This window comes from Actinomyces sp. ZJ308, from assembly GCF_011752065.1.
In the GTDB taxonomy this organism is placed as follows: Bacteria; Actinomycetota; Actinomycetes; order Actinomycetales; family Actinomycetaceae; genus Actinomyces.
Genome location: NZ_JAAIJY010000021.1, coordinates 20,236 through 34,436 on the forward strand (window position 1 = coordinate 20,236; position 14,201 = coordinate 34,436).

Sequence of the window (14,201 nt, forward strand, 5' to 3'; positions counted from 1 at the left end):
ATGAACGAACTCGACCAGCTCTACCAGCAGGTCATCCTCGACCACTCCCGTGAGCGTCACGGCTCCGGGGCGCTTGACGCCCCGGACGCCACCAGCCACCAGGTGAACCCGACCTGCGGTGATGAGGTGACGCTGGGGGTGCGCGTCAAGGACGGCAGGATCGAGGCCGTCGGCTGGGAAGGGGACGGCTGCTCCATCTCCCAGGCCTCCATCTCGGTCATGCACGATCTCGTCGACGGTGTGGACCTGGCCACCGTGGCCCGCCTCGAGGCGGACTTCAACACCCTCATGCACTCACGTGGCAAGGGTGTTGACGACGCCGTCCTGGACGACCTCGAGGACGGAGCCGCCTTCGAGGGAGTCTCGAAGTACCCCAACCGGGTCAAGTGCGCCCTGCTGGGGTGGATGGCCCTCAAGGATGCCCTGGCCAAGTCCGGCGTCGCCCTGCCCGCCGCCGAGCCGGCAGGCGCCGAATAGCTCGATACGCCTCGGCACGTCGGCCTCTCGAAGCCGACTCACCGAGTCCCCGTCATCCCAGTTTCCCCTGTCCCCGCCATATCCCCACGATCCTGAAGACTGAACTGCCGTAGAAGTAAGGAGAAGCCATGAGTGAGAACCCCACCGGGGTGCCGGCCGCCGACAACCCCATGGCCGCCCAGCACGCACCGGCCGCCGTCGCCAGCACCGAGGGCGTCGACGTGGCCGCCATCGAGGAGGCCCTGCGCGACGTCATCGACCCCGAGCTCGGCATCAACGTCGTCGACCTCGGCCTGCTCTACGGGGTATCGATCGAGCCCGACGGGACGGTCGTGCTCGACATGACCCTGACGACGGCCGCCTGCCCGCTCACCGACGTCATCGAAGAGCAGGCCCAGCAGGCCCTGTCCCTGCTTGCCGACAAGGTCCGCATCCAGTGGGTCTGGCTGCCGCCGTGGGGGCCGGACAAGATCACCCCCGAGGGCCGCGAGCAGCTGCGTGCCCTGGGCTTCAACGTCTGAGCACCCGTCAGCGGAACACCTACCTCCTGTTCCTGAAGCGGCGCTCGCACCGGCGACTCTTCCGGTGCGCGCGCCGCTTCAGCAGGTGCGTGGCAGGGCGTCGGCCGCCGTCAGGACAGGTCCTCCTCGACGCCGAGGATCTACCTTCAGGTAGTCATGAGCCATACTGCCGAGCCGATATGGATGAGCACGGCGAGTAGCGGCGGCGCCACATCACGAGGGCTGCGACTCATAACGACCATCGCATCGAACAGCTCAATGATCCCGGCGACCAGGAGCCAGGCGGCAGCCTGTCCCGGTAGCAGGAGAGCCACGGCTGCCGTTCCGATCCCGAAGGGCAGCGCCCTGGCGGCGTACATGCGTGCGAAGTACGTCGTTGCCTGACTGGGTCCCTCATCCTGCGAATGGGGTCCGATGTCCAGTGGCCTACCGGGCATTGCCTGCGGTCTCAGGAGGGCGACGCCGCCGAAGAACGCGGATCCCAGGGCAACGACTGCGTTAAGCACCATTAACCAGGTCAAGGGGAGAACCTCCTCATCGTGGGGAACAGGGGGGACGAGACGCGGATATGCGGATGCACTCAGGAAAGATCATCCTCGACGCCGAGGACCGCCTCGCGCAGGACGCGCGCGTGGCAGTGGACGTGATCGTGGCCGGCGAACAGGAGCGTTACCCGCCCTTCCAGCGCCTCGGAGCACAGGTGCTCGACGGCGGCAACGGTTTCGGGCCGCTCGGCCAGCTCGGCCCGGTAGGCGTCGACGAACTGGGGCCAGGGCAGCTCCCCGCTGTGGAATGCCCGGCGCAGCTCGGTCGTGGGGGTGGCCTCCTTGGCCCACTCGTCCAGAGCGGCGCGCTCCTTGGACACGCCCCGGGGCCAGAGGCGGTCCACCAGGACCCGCATTCCGTCCTCGGGGCTGGGCTCCTCGCGGATGCCCTTGAGGATCACGTTGTCAGGACAGGGAAGCCGCTCGCTCATACCGTCGACCGTACTCTCGTCACTGGCCGGTACGGCCGCATCAGCTCGTAGCGAGCCGAGCAGGCACAGGAGAGCGTCCATGGTGTCCTTCAGCGCTGTGGAGGAGTCGGTTTCGGCAAGCCATAGCGCGGCCTCGTTCATCGCTCCGGACAGGAGGTGAGCCACGGGCTCCACCGGCCTGGGAGCGAGGGTGCCGTCGCCCACGAGCTCGGCCAGGACCTCAGTCAAAAGTCTCTCCGAGCAGGCCCCATCCATCTCCTTCCACTCGCGCCATCCCAGCACCCTCGGCGCATCAATGAGCATGATCTGCCGGGTCGCGGGATTGCTGTAGGAGGCGAGAAACGCCTCGCATCCTGCGATGAGCCCCTCCCAAGGAGTCGCGCGGGGCCGGGCCGCGGCCGCGACTCGGTCAGCGACCTCCTGCTGCACCTGCCGGACAACAGCCCGGAAGAGGTCCTTCTTACCGGCGAACTGGTGGTACAGCGCACCCTTGGTCATCCCCAGGGCCTCCACGACGTCGGACAGCCGCACCGAGGCATAGCCCTCAGCGGCGAAGCGCCGCCGCGCCTCGGAGATGAGCGCCGTCTGCGTCGCTGCGCGTTGGGCCTGACGATGTCCGGGCATGCTTCCTCCGACGATTGACATACTGAGAGTATGTGAAACACTCTGACATACCCATGGTATGTGAATTGTTCTCCGAGACCCAGGAGGCCGGCTATGCGCCTGCGAGACCGTTACCCGATCATCGTCACCGCCCAGAAGCAGGAGTCACGAGACTTCTGGGAGCGCTACCTCGGTTTTCGCACCGTTTTCGACAGCATCTGGTTCACCCTCATGACGGACACGGGCAGCGGCGCGTCAATTGCCTTCATGGCACCGGACCACCCTTCCGCTCCGCCTGGACCGGATACCTTCACAGGACGCGGCATGTGCTTCGAGCTGGAGGTCGACGACGCGGCGAGCACCCACGCCGAGCTGACCAGAAGGGGACTGCCGGTGACGTACCCGCTTACCGACGAGCCCTTCGGACAGCGTCGGTTCGGGTTCGCCGACCCCAGCGGGCTGTGGGTTGACGTCGTCGAGCAGATCGAGCCGGAGGCGGGCTACTGGAGCAGGTATATGCAGCGCGAGGACGGCAGCGATCCAGCCTGATGACACCCAGCCCGCTTGAGCCGCGCCCATACGCTGGATGACTGTGCTGAGAGGCGGGCGGGGCGGTGCTCATGATGCGCCGCCGGTACTGCACGAGGTCTGGGTGCTACTGGCCGGGAGGTGGGTGTACTCCACGAGGGGCGGGGTCCCGTGCAGTGCGGTCAGTCCCTGGCCAGTAGACCCCGAATCTCGTGGAGTAGGCCTCCTAGTCACCCGTGCGCCACCGATCGATCGTGGCGAGGAACTCCCGTTCCAGGGCCTGGGCCAGGCGAGGATCGAGGTACTCGAGGCGGGCGATGAGATGGAAGAGCGACCGTACCGCCTCGGTGTCGACACTGCTCGCCAGGTCCTTAAGACGCGTAGGGGACAGCTGCGCCTCCAGGTGCGACACCGTGGCCCGTGCGCGCTGCTCTATCTGCGCATCCGACAGCTCGGCGGGATCCTGAGAGTAGAGGGCCAGTGACTCGGCGTCGTGGCGGGGATCGGGATCGGTGAAGAGGAACTCGGCCTCCGGCGGCATCTGACCGCGGTAGCAGGCCAGGTCGGTCAGGTCCCGCTCCCTGCGCACGGCGGTGCGGGTGGACTCGTCCGGGGCTGCCTGCTCCATCCGGTCGAAGAAGGCCGCCATGCGCGGGGGCATCGGCGAGACCGCCGCGCCGTTCCTGGCTCGCTCCAGCAGGCCGGCGAGCATGTCTCTCTGCCTGGTGACCTCGACCAGGTGCTCCTCGACAGCACTCAACGCCCCGGCCAGGTCCTCGACGACGATCGCCTCGGACTCATCGAGAATACGTTTGATGGTCTCCAGGGACACACCGGCCTGCACCAGCCAGCGTATCCGGGACAGCCGGGCCACGTGCCCCAGGTCGTAGTCGCGCCACCCTCCGCGCTCGGCGGGGACCGGAAGCAGCTCGAGTGAGTGGTAGTAGCGCACTGTGCGCACCGTGGTCCCGGTCAGCTCGGCGATCTCTGCAACGCGCATGGAGCCAGTCTCACACGGTCTCAGCGCATCGAGTCTCTTCCTGCCTGCTGTGGACGTCGTCGGCTGCTGCTCGGTCCGCCCGGGACTCCTTGGCGGGACGGGGCGATGGGGAGAACGATCCGTTTGCCGGGACCTGACCACGTTGCTACTGTGCCCGCGTGATGACGGGCGGATCTGGCTTCAGCTGCGACAGTGTCGCGCAGCCCTCGCGTTGTCTCTCGCCGATGGGAGCGTTCTGGTGAGCGGCACACGGGCCAACCTTCAGGTCGGCGAGATGCTTCAGGGAGGTGCCGGCAACCTGTCGGTCAGAGGCTGCCTGCTCTTCAAGGAGTGGGATGCCCAGGACCGCTGCTTCTACTACTGGGAGGAGTGGCAGCTCATCGGCGCCAGCAGCGCCGACACCTGGGTCGAGCTCGATCACGACCCCGGCGAGGTCCTGTTCTACGAGCCTGTTCATCTCCAGGAGACGATTGAGCCGTGGGCCCTGGCCGTCGGCCAGCAGCTGCAGCTGACCATCAACGGCACTGTGCACCATGCCCTCGTCGAGGAGGTCACCACCGGCACGCTTGAGGAAGTCATCGGCTCGCCGGTGTGTCCGCTCAACATCGGCGAGACGATGACCTACGTCGAGCTGCGAGTGACCGACCCGGCCGGGGTGACCAGCAGGCTGACCATCGACAGCCACCGGTTCCGTGACCTGCTGGCCTACCGGAAGACCACCTTGTCCACCGCCCAGCAGAGGCAGCTCTTCGGACGGGTCATCTACAGCAGGAGTCCCGTTGGTAGCGGGGCGGGCCGGAATATCGGGTGCGCCCTCATCGGCGCGATCGTGAGTGTCGTGCTCGTCGTCGGACTGTTCTCCTCGTGCTCCAGCAGCGCCCGCTCCGGCGGTAGCGCCGACTCCACCAGCACCTCGGACACAGGCTCCTCACGGACCTACCGTCACCGCCCCGTCTACGGAGGCGGAGGTGGCGGCGTCGGCAAGTAGGCTCGGGCCTCAGCTGCAGGCAGGCGGGGGTCCTAGAGGTCCTTTCTCGGCCGCTCGGTGAGCTCGGATGGGGACATCGCCCCGTTTGGTGGGGACCGGCCACGTTGCTACCGTGCTGGCGTGAGTGCGGTGAGCCTGTGTTCCGTCAGCTACAAGATCAGCGGCGCAGAGCCGCATGCCCTCAACGACCTCCCCACTGTGGAGTCGGTGCTTCTCGACGCCGCCGGGAAGGCCGGGCTGACAGCCATCTCCACCGCTCACCACCGGTTCGAGCCCCAGGGCCTGAGCGCCGTCGTCATCCTCGCCGAGTCGCATATTGCCGCCCACACCTGGCCCGAGTCCGGTACCGGCTACGTGACCCTGACCAGCTGCCGCACACTGACTCCCACGCAGATCGAGACCGTGGGGGAGATGGTACGGCGGCGCCTGCGAGCCCGGCGAGTCACCAGCTCTGAGGTGACACTGTGAGCATCAGAGGTGATCTGCGAATTGGTGAGACCCTCCGGGGCACCTTGAGGGAGAAGAGCCACTCCTACACCGTCGTGGGTCGGATCCTCCTGAAACGACATCGAGGAGGCCGGCGATGCGCCCGATGCGAGCAGTGGCGCCTGATCGATGAGAACAGGAAGGAGATCTGGCTCGAGATCGATCATGATGCCGGCACGGTGATACTTCACGAGCCGGTTCCCATCAGGCCGGGGATCGATCCGTTATCGCTTCAGGTCGGCCAGACCTGGCGGCTGAGAGTCCGGGGCCGGCCGTGCACCGTCGTGGTCGAGGACGTGTACTGCGCCGAGATCGACAACGAGACCGGAATGATCATGCACCCGGTGGGGGCTGTCGCAACGACGACATGCGCCGAGCTTCAGGTCATGGAGACAAACGGTCCACTTTCCAGGATGGTGATCGACGCGCATCGCCTCCAGGATCGCAAGGCCTACAGCAGAACGGTCCTGTCCTCCTCGGAGCAGTCCAAGATCCTCGGCAGACCTGTGTATCGGCCGTGGTGGGTTCCCAGGTTTGTGCGAGGATTCGGCAGGTGGTTGTCCGCGGCGATCTTCGGGGCTGTCGGAAGCTGGTTCTTCTGGCTCGTTCTGCTACTCATTGTCATGGTGTTTCTCGAGTGGATTGATGATGACGGTCTCATTCCATCGGGAGGCGGCTCGTTCTTCCGGAACCGCTCGGTCTACGGGGGTGGAGGTGGCGGCGTCGGAAAATAGTGCAGAACTCTGATTCCCATCCTCTCATCGGTCCCCACACACAGGAGAAGACATGTCACTCATGGACATCCCCCACCACTCGTCGGTCGACCTCAACTGGCAGTCCCTGCTCAGCACCATCGTCTACGCGGTGCTCGGAGTCGTCCTGCTCATGGTGTTCGCACTGCTCGTCAACCGCATCTTCCGTCTTGATCTCAGGCGTGAGCTCATCGAGGACCAGAACATCGGCCTGGGAGTCGCCTTCGCCGGTACGGCGCTGGCCATCGCCATCATCATTGCAGCGACCATCCTGAGCTGAGCGGCCCGTCATGACCCATGGCCGGATCGGACGACGGGAGAACGTCGCCCTGTTCACCGCGGCACTGCTGGCCGCGATCGGTGGGCTCATCTACGAGCTCATCCTGGGCACGGCGGCCTCCTACCTCCTGGGCGACTCCGTCCTCAGCTTCAGCCTCGCCACCGGCATCACCCTGTTCGGCATGGGTATCGGCTCGCTGCTGGTCAACCGCTTCCGCTCCGCTCCTGCGGTCGTCTTCGGCGTCAGCGAGGTCCTCCTGGGTCTCATCGGCGGCAACTCCGTCCTCCTGCTGTACCTGGCCTTCGGGCGCACCCGCCTGCACTGGGTGGTCTTCGGCAGCATCAGCCTGACCATCGGCATCCTCATCGGCCTGGAGATCCCGCTGCTGGTGCGGACCTTCGCCGCCTTCGGGCGCCGCTCAACCAGCGAGCTGCTCGGCAAGGTCATGGCCATCGACTACTTCGGCTCCCTGGTCGCCTCCCTGGTCTTCCCCCTGATCCTCCTGCCGCAGCTCGGCCTCATGCGCGGCGCCTACCTGGTGGGGGCCCTCAACGTCCTGGTCGCCGTCCTCGTTCTGGTCCAGGTGCGCACCCCGCGCAAGATCCTGTGGGCGGCCACTGCCGCCGTCGTGGCGCTGGTCGGCATGTTCGCTGCCGCCAACCGCATCGAGCGCAGCGTGGAGGCACTGGCCTACAACGACCCGGTCGTCTACTACCAGCAGACCGCCTACCAGAAGGTGGTTCTCACCGACTACCAGAACGACCTGCGCATGTACCTCAACGGCCAGCTCCAGTTCTCCAGCCTGGACGAGGCCAGGTACCACGAGACCCTGTCCGCCAGTGCCATGACCTCGGTGAAGGACCCCGCCCACGTCCTCGTGCTCGGAGGCGGGGACGGTCTGCTGGCGCGGGAGATCCTGCGCTACCCCAGCATCAAGGACGTCACCATCGTGGATATCGATCCCGACGTCACCGAGCTGGCACGAAGCAACCGCCTGCTCAAGGACCTCAACAACGCCTCCCTGTCCGACCCCAGGGTGAACGTCGTCAACGACGACGCCTTCACCCACGTCCGGGACTCCAGCACCACCTACGACGTCGTCCTCGTCGACCTGGTCGATCCCTCCAACGAGAAGCTCGCCAAGCTCTACTCCACCGAGTTCTACCGGAACGTTGAGGCGCGGCTGGCGCCCGAAGGCGTCATGGTCACCCAGGCCACCTCCACCTTCTTCTCGCCCCATGCCTTCTCCACGGTGGCCAGCACCGTCGCCGCCGCCCAACCGGATCGGCGGATCCTGCCCTTCTCCACCAACATCCCCTCCTTCGGGGAGTGGGGCTTCGTGCTGTCCACCAGGACGCCGCAGAACCTCATCAGTCAGCCGCTGCCCGAGGGGCTGACCTACCAGGACCGGGAGACCCTGGAGTTCATCATGCGAACCAAACCGGCCCGCACCGAGACCATGGAACCCTCCACGCTCCTGCATCCGCGGATCGTCGAGGTCTACAACCGCGACATGCGCCAGTGGCGCTACTACTGAACCATGCTGGTGGTGGGCGCTACCGGCTGTTCGCCGCGGCCGCCAGCTCGCGCCCCCAGGCGCGGGCACCGGCCTCCTCGCCACCGGCCAGCGGACCCTTGTTCGCCGTGACCACGAAGCTCCTGACCGACGGCGTTTCCCGGCCCTGGCGGCGCCGCAGCGCCTTGGTGATCGCCTTGGCCGCCGACCCGCTGAGCCAGCCCCTGGAGACGACCGTGTCGAAGGCCGCGACGACGGTGGGGTCCGGGATCGCCGTGGTCTCCAGCCATTCGCCGATCCCACGGGATGACTCGCTCGTCCCCGCCTGCTCGCGCGCCTTGGCCCGTGTGGCCGCAGTCGGCAGGCCCCGGTTGTGGGTGGGGGCTCCCAGCACGAGCAGATCCAGGTCTGCGGGCAGAGCGCTCGGAGCCTGGTCAAGGCCGATGACCTGAGCGTCGAGGCCGCCCTCGCTCAACCCGCCGGCGACGGCCTCGGCGATGAGCCGGGTATTGCCGAAGTAGGACTCAACAACGATGAGTGCCGTGGTCATGGTCTCCTCCTAAGGGCCGGTACCGGTGATGACGCCGGTGCAGTACGCGTCATGTCCACAGCGTCGGGTGTGACGTCACGTCGCACGCAAACGGGGCCCGCCGCTCAGAAAAGGCGACGGGCCCCGTAGGACCGCGGAGATCGGTGGGGAGGGCAGACGCGTGAGAGGCGATGAACGACGTCGCCGCAGCCGTCTCAGAGCTGGGAGGCGTCGACGCCGAAGGTGTTGCAGGCCTGCACCGAGCCGGTGTTCATCCCGGTGGTGAACCAGCGCACGCGCTGCTCGGAGGAGCCGTGGGTCCAGGTGTCGGAGTCGACGTGCCCCTTGGCCCGCTCCTGGATGTGGTCGTCGCCCACGGCCTCGGCCGCTCCCAGCGCACCGCTGATCTCCTCGCTGCTGGGCCGGTTGAGGAAGGGCCGACCGGTCTCCGGGTCGGCGGTGGAGGAGGCGTGGTTCACCCAGATCCCCGCGTAGCAGTCCGCCTGGAGCTCCAGGCGCACCGAGTCCGACGTCGCACCACTGCCCGAGCGGTCGGCCGCAGCCATCTGCCCGGTCAGGTGCTGGATGTGGTGCCCGAACTCGTGGGCCACGATGTACTCCTCGGCCAGAGGCGTGTCGGTGGCGCCCAGGGACCTCTCCATCTCGGAGAAGAAGCTCATGTCCAGATAGACCGTCTGGTCTCCTGAGCAGTAGAAGGGGCCCACGGCCGAGGAGGCGTTCCCGCAGGCCGAGGAGATCTGGGTACCGTCCCACAGGACGAACTCGGGCTTGGCGTAGGTGATCCCGGCCTGCGCGGGCAGCTGGTCGGTCCACACCGCGTCGAGGGACTCGGCGGTGGCCACCATGCGGCACTGGGCGTACTTGTTGGCGCTGTCCCCACTGGTGCACACGGAGGTGTCGATGGACGAGGACGTTGACGTCGTCGTACCGGCCTGCTGCTGCGCCCCCAGCATGGAGGACAGGTCCACTCCGGTGAGCTGGGAGATGAGGACGACGGCGATGACGGTGAGGATCGAGCCACCGCCGATCATCGCGCCCCGGCCGCCGCCGGAACGGGTCTGGACCCGGTTGGGATCGATCTGGATATCACGGTTGAAGGACACGGACCACCTCTGAGAACACGCCTGATACCAGGCTGGGACTGTCACCACGCTACCGTGAGACCGCCGGCAGCGCGAAGCAGGAGCGCCCGGGAGCGCCACGTCCCGGATCGCGTGCGCCCGCGGCGAGGACCGTGTCAACCGTGATGAACCCTGCCGGGGTAGCCTGAGACCGTGCTCTACGACCTGCTGTACAAGACCGTCCTGACCCGCATTGACCCCGAGCTGATCCACGACGTGTGCCTGGACGCGATCGAGGTGACCGGCAAGGTCCCCTTCGTCAGGGACGTGGTGCGCCAGATGTGGGGACGGCGTCCGGCCTTCCCGGTCCCCTCGGCCAACCAGGGCGGTCCCTTCGCCCGGCCGGTCCCCGGCGTGATGGGGCTGGCGGCCGGGATGGACAAGGAGGGGCAGGCCGTCGAGGGGCTGGACATGCTCGGCTTCGGCTTCATCGAGGTCGGTACCTTCACCGCTCACGCCCAGGACGGCAACGACAGGCCCCGCATGTGGCGCTACCCGCAGATGCGGGCCGTGCGCAACCGCATGGGCTTCAACAACTCCGGCGCCGACGAGGCCGCCAGGCGACTGCGCGCCCTGCGCCGCACACGGCGGGGGCGCTCCATCGTCGTGGGCGCGAATATCGGCAAGACCAAGGTGACGCCCCTCCAGGACGCGGTTGACGACTACCGCTACTCGGCCGCGGCGGTGGCCCGCTGGGTCGACTACCTCGTCGTCAACGTCTCCAGCCCCAACACGCCCGGGCTGCGCAGCCTGCAGAGCGTTGAGGCCCTGCGCCCGATCCTCGAGGCGGTGCGCGAGGCCGCGGACCACGCCGCAAGGCGCCATGTCCCGCTGCTGGTCAAGATCGCCCCGGACCTGGCGGACGAGGACCTCGACGCCGTCGCCGACCTGGTCCTGGACATGGGCCTGGACGGGGTCGTGGCCACCAACACCACGATTGACCACGACCTGGGGGAGGGCGGCCTGTCCGGGGCGCCGCTCCTGCCCCGCGCCCTGGAAGTCGTGCGCCGTCTGCGCGGCAGGCTGGGGGAGGAGCCCACCATCATCGGCGTCGGCGGCATCTCCTCCATCATGGACGCCGAGCTCATGCTCGACGCCGGAGCGGACCTGCTCCAGGCCTACTCGGCCTTCATCTACAACGGCCCCGCCTGGCCGGGGCGGATCAACCGGGCCCTGGCCACCGCATCGGCCGCTTCTGCGGCCCGCCTGTCGCGCTGAGTCCCTCCCGTCAGGCGGGGCGCTTCTCCGGGGAGGTGGTCAGCGACGGGTCGCGCTCGACGACGTCGCCCAGGGCGATGTCGACCGCGGCCATGACGTCGTCATCGAGGTGGACCCCCGAGGCCCTGACCGTGTCCGCCAGCTGCTCGGGGCGCGAGGCGCCCACGATCGCCGAGGAGACGGCCGGGTTGCGCAGCACCCAGGCGATCGCCAGCTGGGGCATCGTCAGCCCGAGGTCCTGGGCGATGGGGCGCAGGGCCTGGACCGCGGTGAGCACGTCGTCACGCATCCACCGCGAGATCATCTGGCGGCCGCCCTTGTCATCGGTGGCGCGTGAGCCTGCGGGCGGCTCCTGGCCGGGCAGGTACTTGCCGGACAGGATGCCCTGAGCCATGGGGGACCACACGATCTGCCCCAGGCCCAGCTCCTGGCTGGCGGGAACCACCTTGTCCTCGATGACCCGCCACAGGGCCGAGTACTGGGGCTGGTTGGACACCAGACGGAACCCCATCTGCGTGGCCAGCTCCTGGCCGGCGCGGATCTGCTCGGCCGTCCACTCTGAGACCCCGATGTAGAGGGCCTTACCGGCCCGCACGACGTCGGCGAAGGCCTGCATGGTCTCCTCCAACGGGGTCTCATGGTCGTAGCGGTGCGCCTGGTAGAGGTCCACGTAGTCCATGCCCAGCCGCGCCAGGGAGCCGTTGATGCCCTCCATGATGTGCTTGCGCGACAGGCCCACGTCATTGGGACCCTTGGGGCCGATCGGCCAGTAGACCTTGGTGAACACCTCCAGGGACTCGCGGCGCGTGCCGGACAGCGCCCGCCCCAGAACCTCCTCGGCGGCGGTGTTGGCGTAGACGTCGGCGGTGTCGAAGCTGGTGATCCCCAGGTCCAGGGCCGTGTGAACGCACTCGACGGCGGTGTCGGCCTCCACCTGCGAGCCGTGCGTGAGCCAGTTGCCGTAGGTGATCTCGGTGACCTTCAGCCCGGATACGCCCAGATTCCTGTATCCAACGGTGTGTTCCATGACACCACCCTACGGCACGGTCCCATGACGCGGAACCGTTGCGGAGCCGTCATGGGACCGGCTGGAGGCGTGCAGGACCGGCTTGGGATCAGGCGGGGTACTGCCCCCGGCTCGCAAGTGCGGCGGGACGGCGGAAGCGCCGCAGCATGAAGCAGCGCGACATGATGTAGAAGAAGATCGTTCCCTCGTCCTTGACCCGCTCCTCGCCGAACTTCTTGTACAGACGGCGTCGCAACCGGTTCCAGGCCCACACGGAGTCGGCGATCGCCAGCAGCAGGTAGCCGTTCATCGCCAGCACGGTGTAGAAGCTGACCTGCGGGTACTGGGGCAGGATGCGGCTGAATCCGAAGGAGAGAATGAGTAGGACGAAGATGAGGGGCATGAAGAACTCACCCAGGCTGAAGCGCGCGTCGACGTAGTCGCGGATGTAGCGCTTGACCGGTCCCTTCTCCCGGGAGGGAAGATACTTCTCCTCACCGGTGACCATGGCCTCGCTCTGCCGTCTCCAGGCCTCGTCACGGGCCGCTCGCGCCTCCCTCTTGGCGGCCTGACGATCCTTGGGAACCACGGGGTGCAGGTTCTTGGCCTGCTGGTCCTTGCGCCTGGGGGTGGGGCGCCCCTTGCCGACGGGCTTGGGGGCGGGCTCGGCCACGGGCTCCGGCTCAGGGGTCTGGCTGCGCTTCTTGAACAGGCTCACGGTGCACAGACTAGCGGCAGCGACGCGATACCCTGAAAACCATGATCACCGTTGATGCCGTGCGCACCGCTGTGCACACCTCCATGCCCGCCATCATCTCCGACCTGACCGACCTGGTGGCGATCCCCTCGGTCTCCGCCTCCAGCCACGACCAGTCCCAGGTCCGGCGCTCCGCCGAGGCGGTGGCCGCGCTGCTGCGCGACAGCGGCCTGGATGCGGAGATCCTCTCCGTGCCCGCCCCCGACGGCACCCCGGGCAGGCCCGCCGTCCTGGCCCACAAGGAGGGACCCCAGGGCAGCCCGCACGTTCTGCTCTACTCCCACCACGACGTCCAGCCCGTCGGCGACCCGGCCGGCTGGGACCAGGCCGACCCCTTCACCGCCGAGCGCCGCGGCGAGCGGCTCTTCGGACGCGGCACCTCCGACGACAAGGCCGGCGTCATCACCCACACCCACGCCCTGCGCACCCTGGCCTCCCTGGCCGACGGCGAGCTGCCCTGCTCGGTGACGGTCTTCATCGAGGGCGAGGAGGAGGTCGGCAGCCCCTCCTTCGAGAGCTTCCTGACCGCCTACCGCGACCGGCTGGCCTCCGACGTCATCGTCGTGGCCGACTCCTCCAACTGGAAGGTCGGCACCCCTTCCCTGACCACCCTGCTGCGCGGTGTCGTCCAGGTCGACGTCCGCCTCGACATGCTCGACCACGCACTCCACTCCGGCCAGTACGGCGGCCCCGTCCTGGATGCCGCCACCGCCATGTGCCGCCTGATCGCCTCCTGCCACGACGACGCCGGTGACGTCGCCGTCGCCGGACTCGTCTCCAGACCTCAGGCCGACGCCGACTTCCCGGACTACCCTGAGGCCGACTTCCGCGCCGACGCAGGGGTCCTCGACGGTGTCGAGCTCGTCGGCACCGGTGACCTCACCGCCCGGCTGTGGACCAAGCCGTCCCTGACCCTCATCGGCATGGATGTCACGCCCCTGGACCTGGCCGGCAACGTCCTGACCCCCTCGTGCACGGCCCGGCTCTCGCTGCGCATCGCTCCCGGCCAGGACCCCGCCGAGGCCCAGGAGGCGCTGGTCGCCCACCTGGAGAAGCACGTGCCCTTCGGCGGACGCCTGACCGTCAGCGGCCGCGAGGCGGGACCGGCCTTCGACGGCTCCGAGACCACCCCCGCATCCGAGGCCGCCCACTGGGCGCTGTCCACGGCCTGGGACACCGAGGCCGTCAACATCGGCCAGGGCGGTTCCATCCCCTTCATCGCCACCCTCAAGGAGACCTTCCCCGACGCCCAGGTGCTCGTCACCGGGATCGAGGACCCCGACACCCGCGCCCACAGCGAGAACGAGTCCATGCACCTGGGCGAGCTCGAGCACATCGTGGTCGCCGAGGCCCTCCTCCTGGCCCGTCTCGGTGACGCCATCGCCTCATGACGGGTCCCGCTCGTCGGCACTGTTCTCCGAG

At 67.8% G+C, this 14,201-nt stretch carries 17 protein-coding genes and 1 pseudogene; 10 read left to right on the forward strand and 8 right to left on the reverse strand.

The window, feature by feature from the left end:
* Positions 1–477: a Fe-S cluster assembly sulfur transfer protein SufU gene (gene sufU / locus HCR68_RS09625; RefSeq protein WP_167148955.1), complete on the forward strand. Its 477-nt coding sequence runs from the start codon at positions 1–3 to the stop codon at positions 475–477.
* A 128-nt stretch (positions 478–605) separates the two neighbouring features.
* Positions 606–998: a metal-sulfur cluster assembly factor gene (locus HCR68_RS09630; protein ID WP_167148957.1), complete on the forward strand. Its 393-nt coding sequence runs from the start codon at positions 606–608 to the stop codon at positions 996–998.
* 146 nt (positions 999–1,144) lie between these two features.
* Here the strand turns inward: HCR68_RS09630 and HCR68_RS09635 are convergent, their stop codons facing one another.
* The 3 genes and pseudogenes from HCR68_RS09635 to HCR68_RS14530 all read right to left on the reverse strand — a co-directional run.
* Entirely contained in the window at positions 1,145–1,507 is a 363-nt protein-coding gene (locus HCR68_RS09635; protein ID WP_167148959.1) for a DUF4267 domain-containing protein, read from the reverse strand.
* A gap of 71 nt (positions 1,508–1,578) precedes the next feature.
* Positions 1,579–1,974 (reverse strand): DUF488 family protein, encoded by a 396-nt coding sequence (locus HCR68_RS14265; protein ID WP_243859037.1) that lies wholly within the window; start codon positions 1,972–1,974, stop codon positions 1,579–1,581.
* A gap of 63 nt (positions 1,975–2,037) precedes the next feature.
* A pseudogene (locus HCR68_RS14530) lies at positions 2,038–2,619 on the reverse strand (TetR/AcrR family transcriptional regulator); the annotation flags it as partial.
* A gap of 72 nt (positions 2,620–2,691) precedes the next feature.
* On the opposite strand from HCR68_RS14530, the gene HCR68_RS09645 reads away from it, so the two are divergent.
* On the forward strand, positions 2,692–3,126 hold the full coding sequence (locus tag HCR68_RS09645) for a VOC family protein (protein WP_167148961.1): 435 nt from the start codon (positions 2,692–2,694) through the stop codon (positions 3,124–3,126).
* A 205-nt stretch (positions 3,127–3,331) separates the two neighbouring features.
* On the opposite strand, the gene HCR68_RS09650 is transcribed toward HCR68_RS09645, so the two are convergent.
* Positions 3,332–4,105, reverse strand: coding sequence for a MerR family transcriptional regulator (locus tag HCR68_RS09650; protein ID WP_167148963.1), 774 nt, complete (start codon positions 4,103–4,105; stop codon positions 3,332–3,334).
* 238 nt (positions 4,106–4,343) lie between these two features.
* Between HCR68_RS09650 and HCR68_RS09655 the strand changes: the two genes are divergently transcribed.
* The 5 genes from HCR68_RS09655 to HCR68_RS09675 all read left to right on the forward strand — a co-directional run bounded on the left by HCR68_RS09655 (position 4,344) and on the right by HCR68_RS09675 (position 8,148).
* Positions 4,344–5,093, forward strand: coding sequence for a hypothetical protein (locus HCR68_RS09655; RefSeq protein ID WP_167148965.1), 750 nt, complete (start codon positions 4,344–4,346; stop codon positions 5,091–5,093).
* A gap of 129 nt (positions 5,094–5,222) precedes the next feature.
* Positions 5,223–5,561, forward strand: coding sequence for an S-adenosylmethionine decarboxylase (locus HCR68_RS09660; RefSeq protein ID WP_208320572.1), 339 nt, complete (start codon positions 5,223–5,225; stop codon positions 5,559–5,561).
* Positions 5,558–6,313 carry a hypothetical protein gene (locus tag HCR68_RS09665; protein WP_167148969.1) on the forward strand — a complete coding sequence of 252 codons (756 nt, stop codon included), beginning with the start codon at positions 5,558–5,560 and terminating at the stop codon, positions 6,311–6,313. The genes HCR68_RS09660 and HCR68_RS09665 overlap by 4 nt, the downstream gene beginning before the upstream one ends.
* Before the next feature lie 52 nt (positions 6,314–6,365).
* The gene (locus HCR68_RS09670) at positions 6,366–6,611 is read left to right on the forward strand and encodes a DUF350 domain-containing protein (RefSeq protein ID WP_167148971.1); all 246 of its coding nucleotides are present in this window, start codon (positions 6,366–6,368) and stop codon (positions 6,609–6,611) included.
* Positions 6,612–6,621: 10 nt separating this feature from the next.
* Positions 6,622–8,148 carry a polyamine aminopropyltransferase gene (locus HCR68_RS09675; RefSeq protein ID WP_167148973.1) on the forward strand — a complete coding sequence of 509 codons (1,527 nt, stop codon included), beginning with the start codon at positions 6,622–6,624 and terminating at the stop codon, positions 8,146–8,148.
* 19 nt (positions 8,149–8,167) lie between these two features.
* Here the strand turns inward: HCR68_RS09675 and HCR68_RS09680 are convergent, their stop codons facing one another.
* Together HCR68_RS09680 and HCR68_RS09685 are read right to left on the reverse strand one after the other, a co-directional pair.
* Complete coding sequence (locus HCR68_RS09680; protein WP_167148975.1) at positions 8,168–8,677, reverse strand: flavodoxin family protein; 510 nt, start codon at positions 8,675–8,677, stop codon at positions 8,168–8,170.
* A 194-nt stretch (positions 8,678–8,871) separates the two neighbouring features.
* Positions 8,872–9,780 carry a neutral zinc metallopeptidase gene (locus HCR68_RS09685; RefSeq protein ID WP_167148977.1) on the reverse strand — a complete coding sequence of 303 codons (909 nt, stop codon included), beginning with the start codon at positions 9,778–9,780 and terminating at the stop codon, positions 8,872–8,874.
* Positions 9,781–9,951: 171 nt separating this feature from the next.
* Between HCR68_RS09685 and HCR68_RS09690 the strand changes: the two genes are divergently transcribed.
* Positions 9,952–11,016 (forward strand): quinone-dependent dihydroorotate dehydrogenase, encoded by a 1,065-nt coding sequence (locus tag HCR68_RS09690; protein ID WP_167148979.1) that lies wholly within the window; start codon positions 9,952–9,954, stop codon positions 11,014–11,016.
* Between the two features lie 10 nt (positions 11,017–11,026).
* Here HCR68_RS09690 and HCR68_RS09695 read toward each other — a convergent pair whose 3' ends face one another.
* Both HCR68_RS09695 and HCR68_RS09700 read right to left on the reverse strand, forming a co-directional pair.
* Complete coding sequence (locus tag HCR68_RS09695) at positions 11,027–12,043, reverse strand: aldo/keto reductase family protein (RefSeq protein WP_167148981.1); 1,017 nt, start codon at positions 12,041–12,043, stop codon at positions 11,027–11,029.
* Positions 12,044–12,131: 88 nt separating this feature from the next.
* Positions 12,132–12,740, reverse strand: coding sequence for a DUF3043 domain-containing protein (locus tag HCR68_RS09700; protein WP_167148983.1), 609 nt, complete (start codon positions 12,738–12,740; stop codon positions 12,132–12,134).
* A gap of 41 nt (positions 12,741–12,781) precedes the next feature.
* Between HCR68_RS09700 and HCR68_RS09705 the strand changes: the two genes are divergently transcribed.
* Complete coding sequence (locus HCR68_RS09705; protein WP_167148985.1) at positions 12,782–14,170, forward strand: dipeptidase; 1,389 nt, start codon at positions 12,782–12,784, stop codon at positions 14,168–14,170.
* Positions 14,171–14,201: the final 31 nt, after the last annotated feature.

Coding starts and splice junctions, on each gene's coding strand:
- HCR68_RS09695 (WP_167148981.1), bottom strand. CDS start 12,043: ATGGAACACACCGTTGGATACAGGAATCTGGGCGTATCCGGGCTGAAG.
- HCR68_RS09670 (WP_167148971.1), top strand. CDS start 6,366: ATGTCACTCATGGACATCCCCCACCACTCGTCGGTCGACCTCAACTGG.
- HCR68_RS09635 (WP_167148959.1), bottom strand. CDS start 1,507: ATGGTGCTTAACGCAGTCGTTGCCCTGGGATCCGCGTTCTTCGGCGGC.
- HCR68_RS09705 (WP_167148985.1), top strand. CDS start 12,782: ATGATCACCGTTGATGCCGTGCGCACCGCTGTGCACACCTCCATGCCC.
- HCR68_RS09645 (WP_167148961.1), top strand. CDS start 2,692: ATGCGCCTGCGAGACCGTTACCCGATCATCGTCACCGCCCAGAAGCAG.
- HCR68_RS09680 (WP_167148975.1), bottom strand. CDS start 8,677: ATGACCACGGCACTCATCGTTGTTGAGTCCTACTTCGGCAATACCCGG.
- HCR68_RS09630 (WP_167148957.1), top strand. CDS start 606: ATGAGTGAGAACCCCACCGGGGTGCCGGCCGCCGACAACCCCATGGCC.
- HCR68_RS14265 (WP_243859037.1), bottom strand. CDS start 1,974: ATGAGCGAGCGGCTTCCCTGTCCTGACAACGTGATCCTCAAGGGCATC.
- HCR68_RS09650 (WP_167148963.1), bottom strand. CDS start 4,105: ATGCGCGTTGCAGAGATCGCCGAGCTGACCGGGACCACGGTGCGCACA.
- sufU (WP_167148955.1), top strand. CDS start 1: ATGAACGAACTCGACCAGCTCTACCAGCAGGTCATCCTCGACCACTCC.
- HCR68_RS09675 (WP_167148973.1), top strand. CDS start 6,622: ATGACCCATGGCCGGATCGGACGACGGGAGAACGTCGCCCTGTTCACC.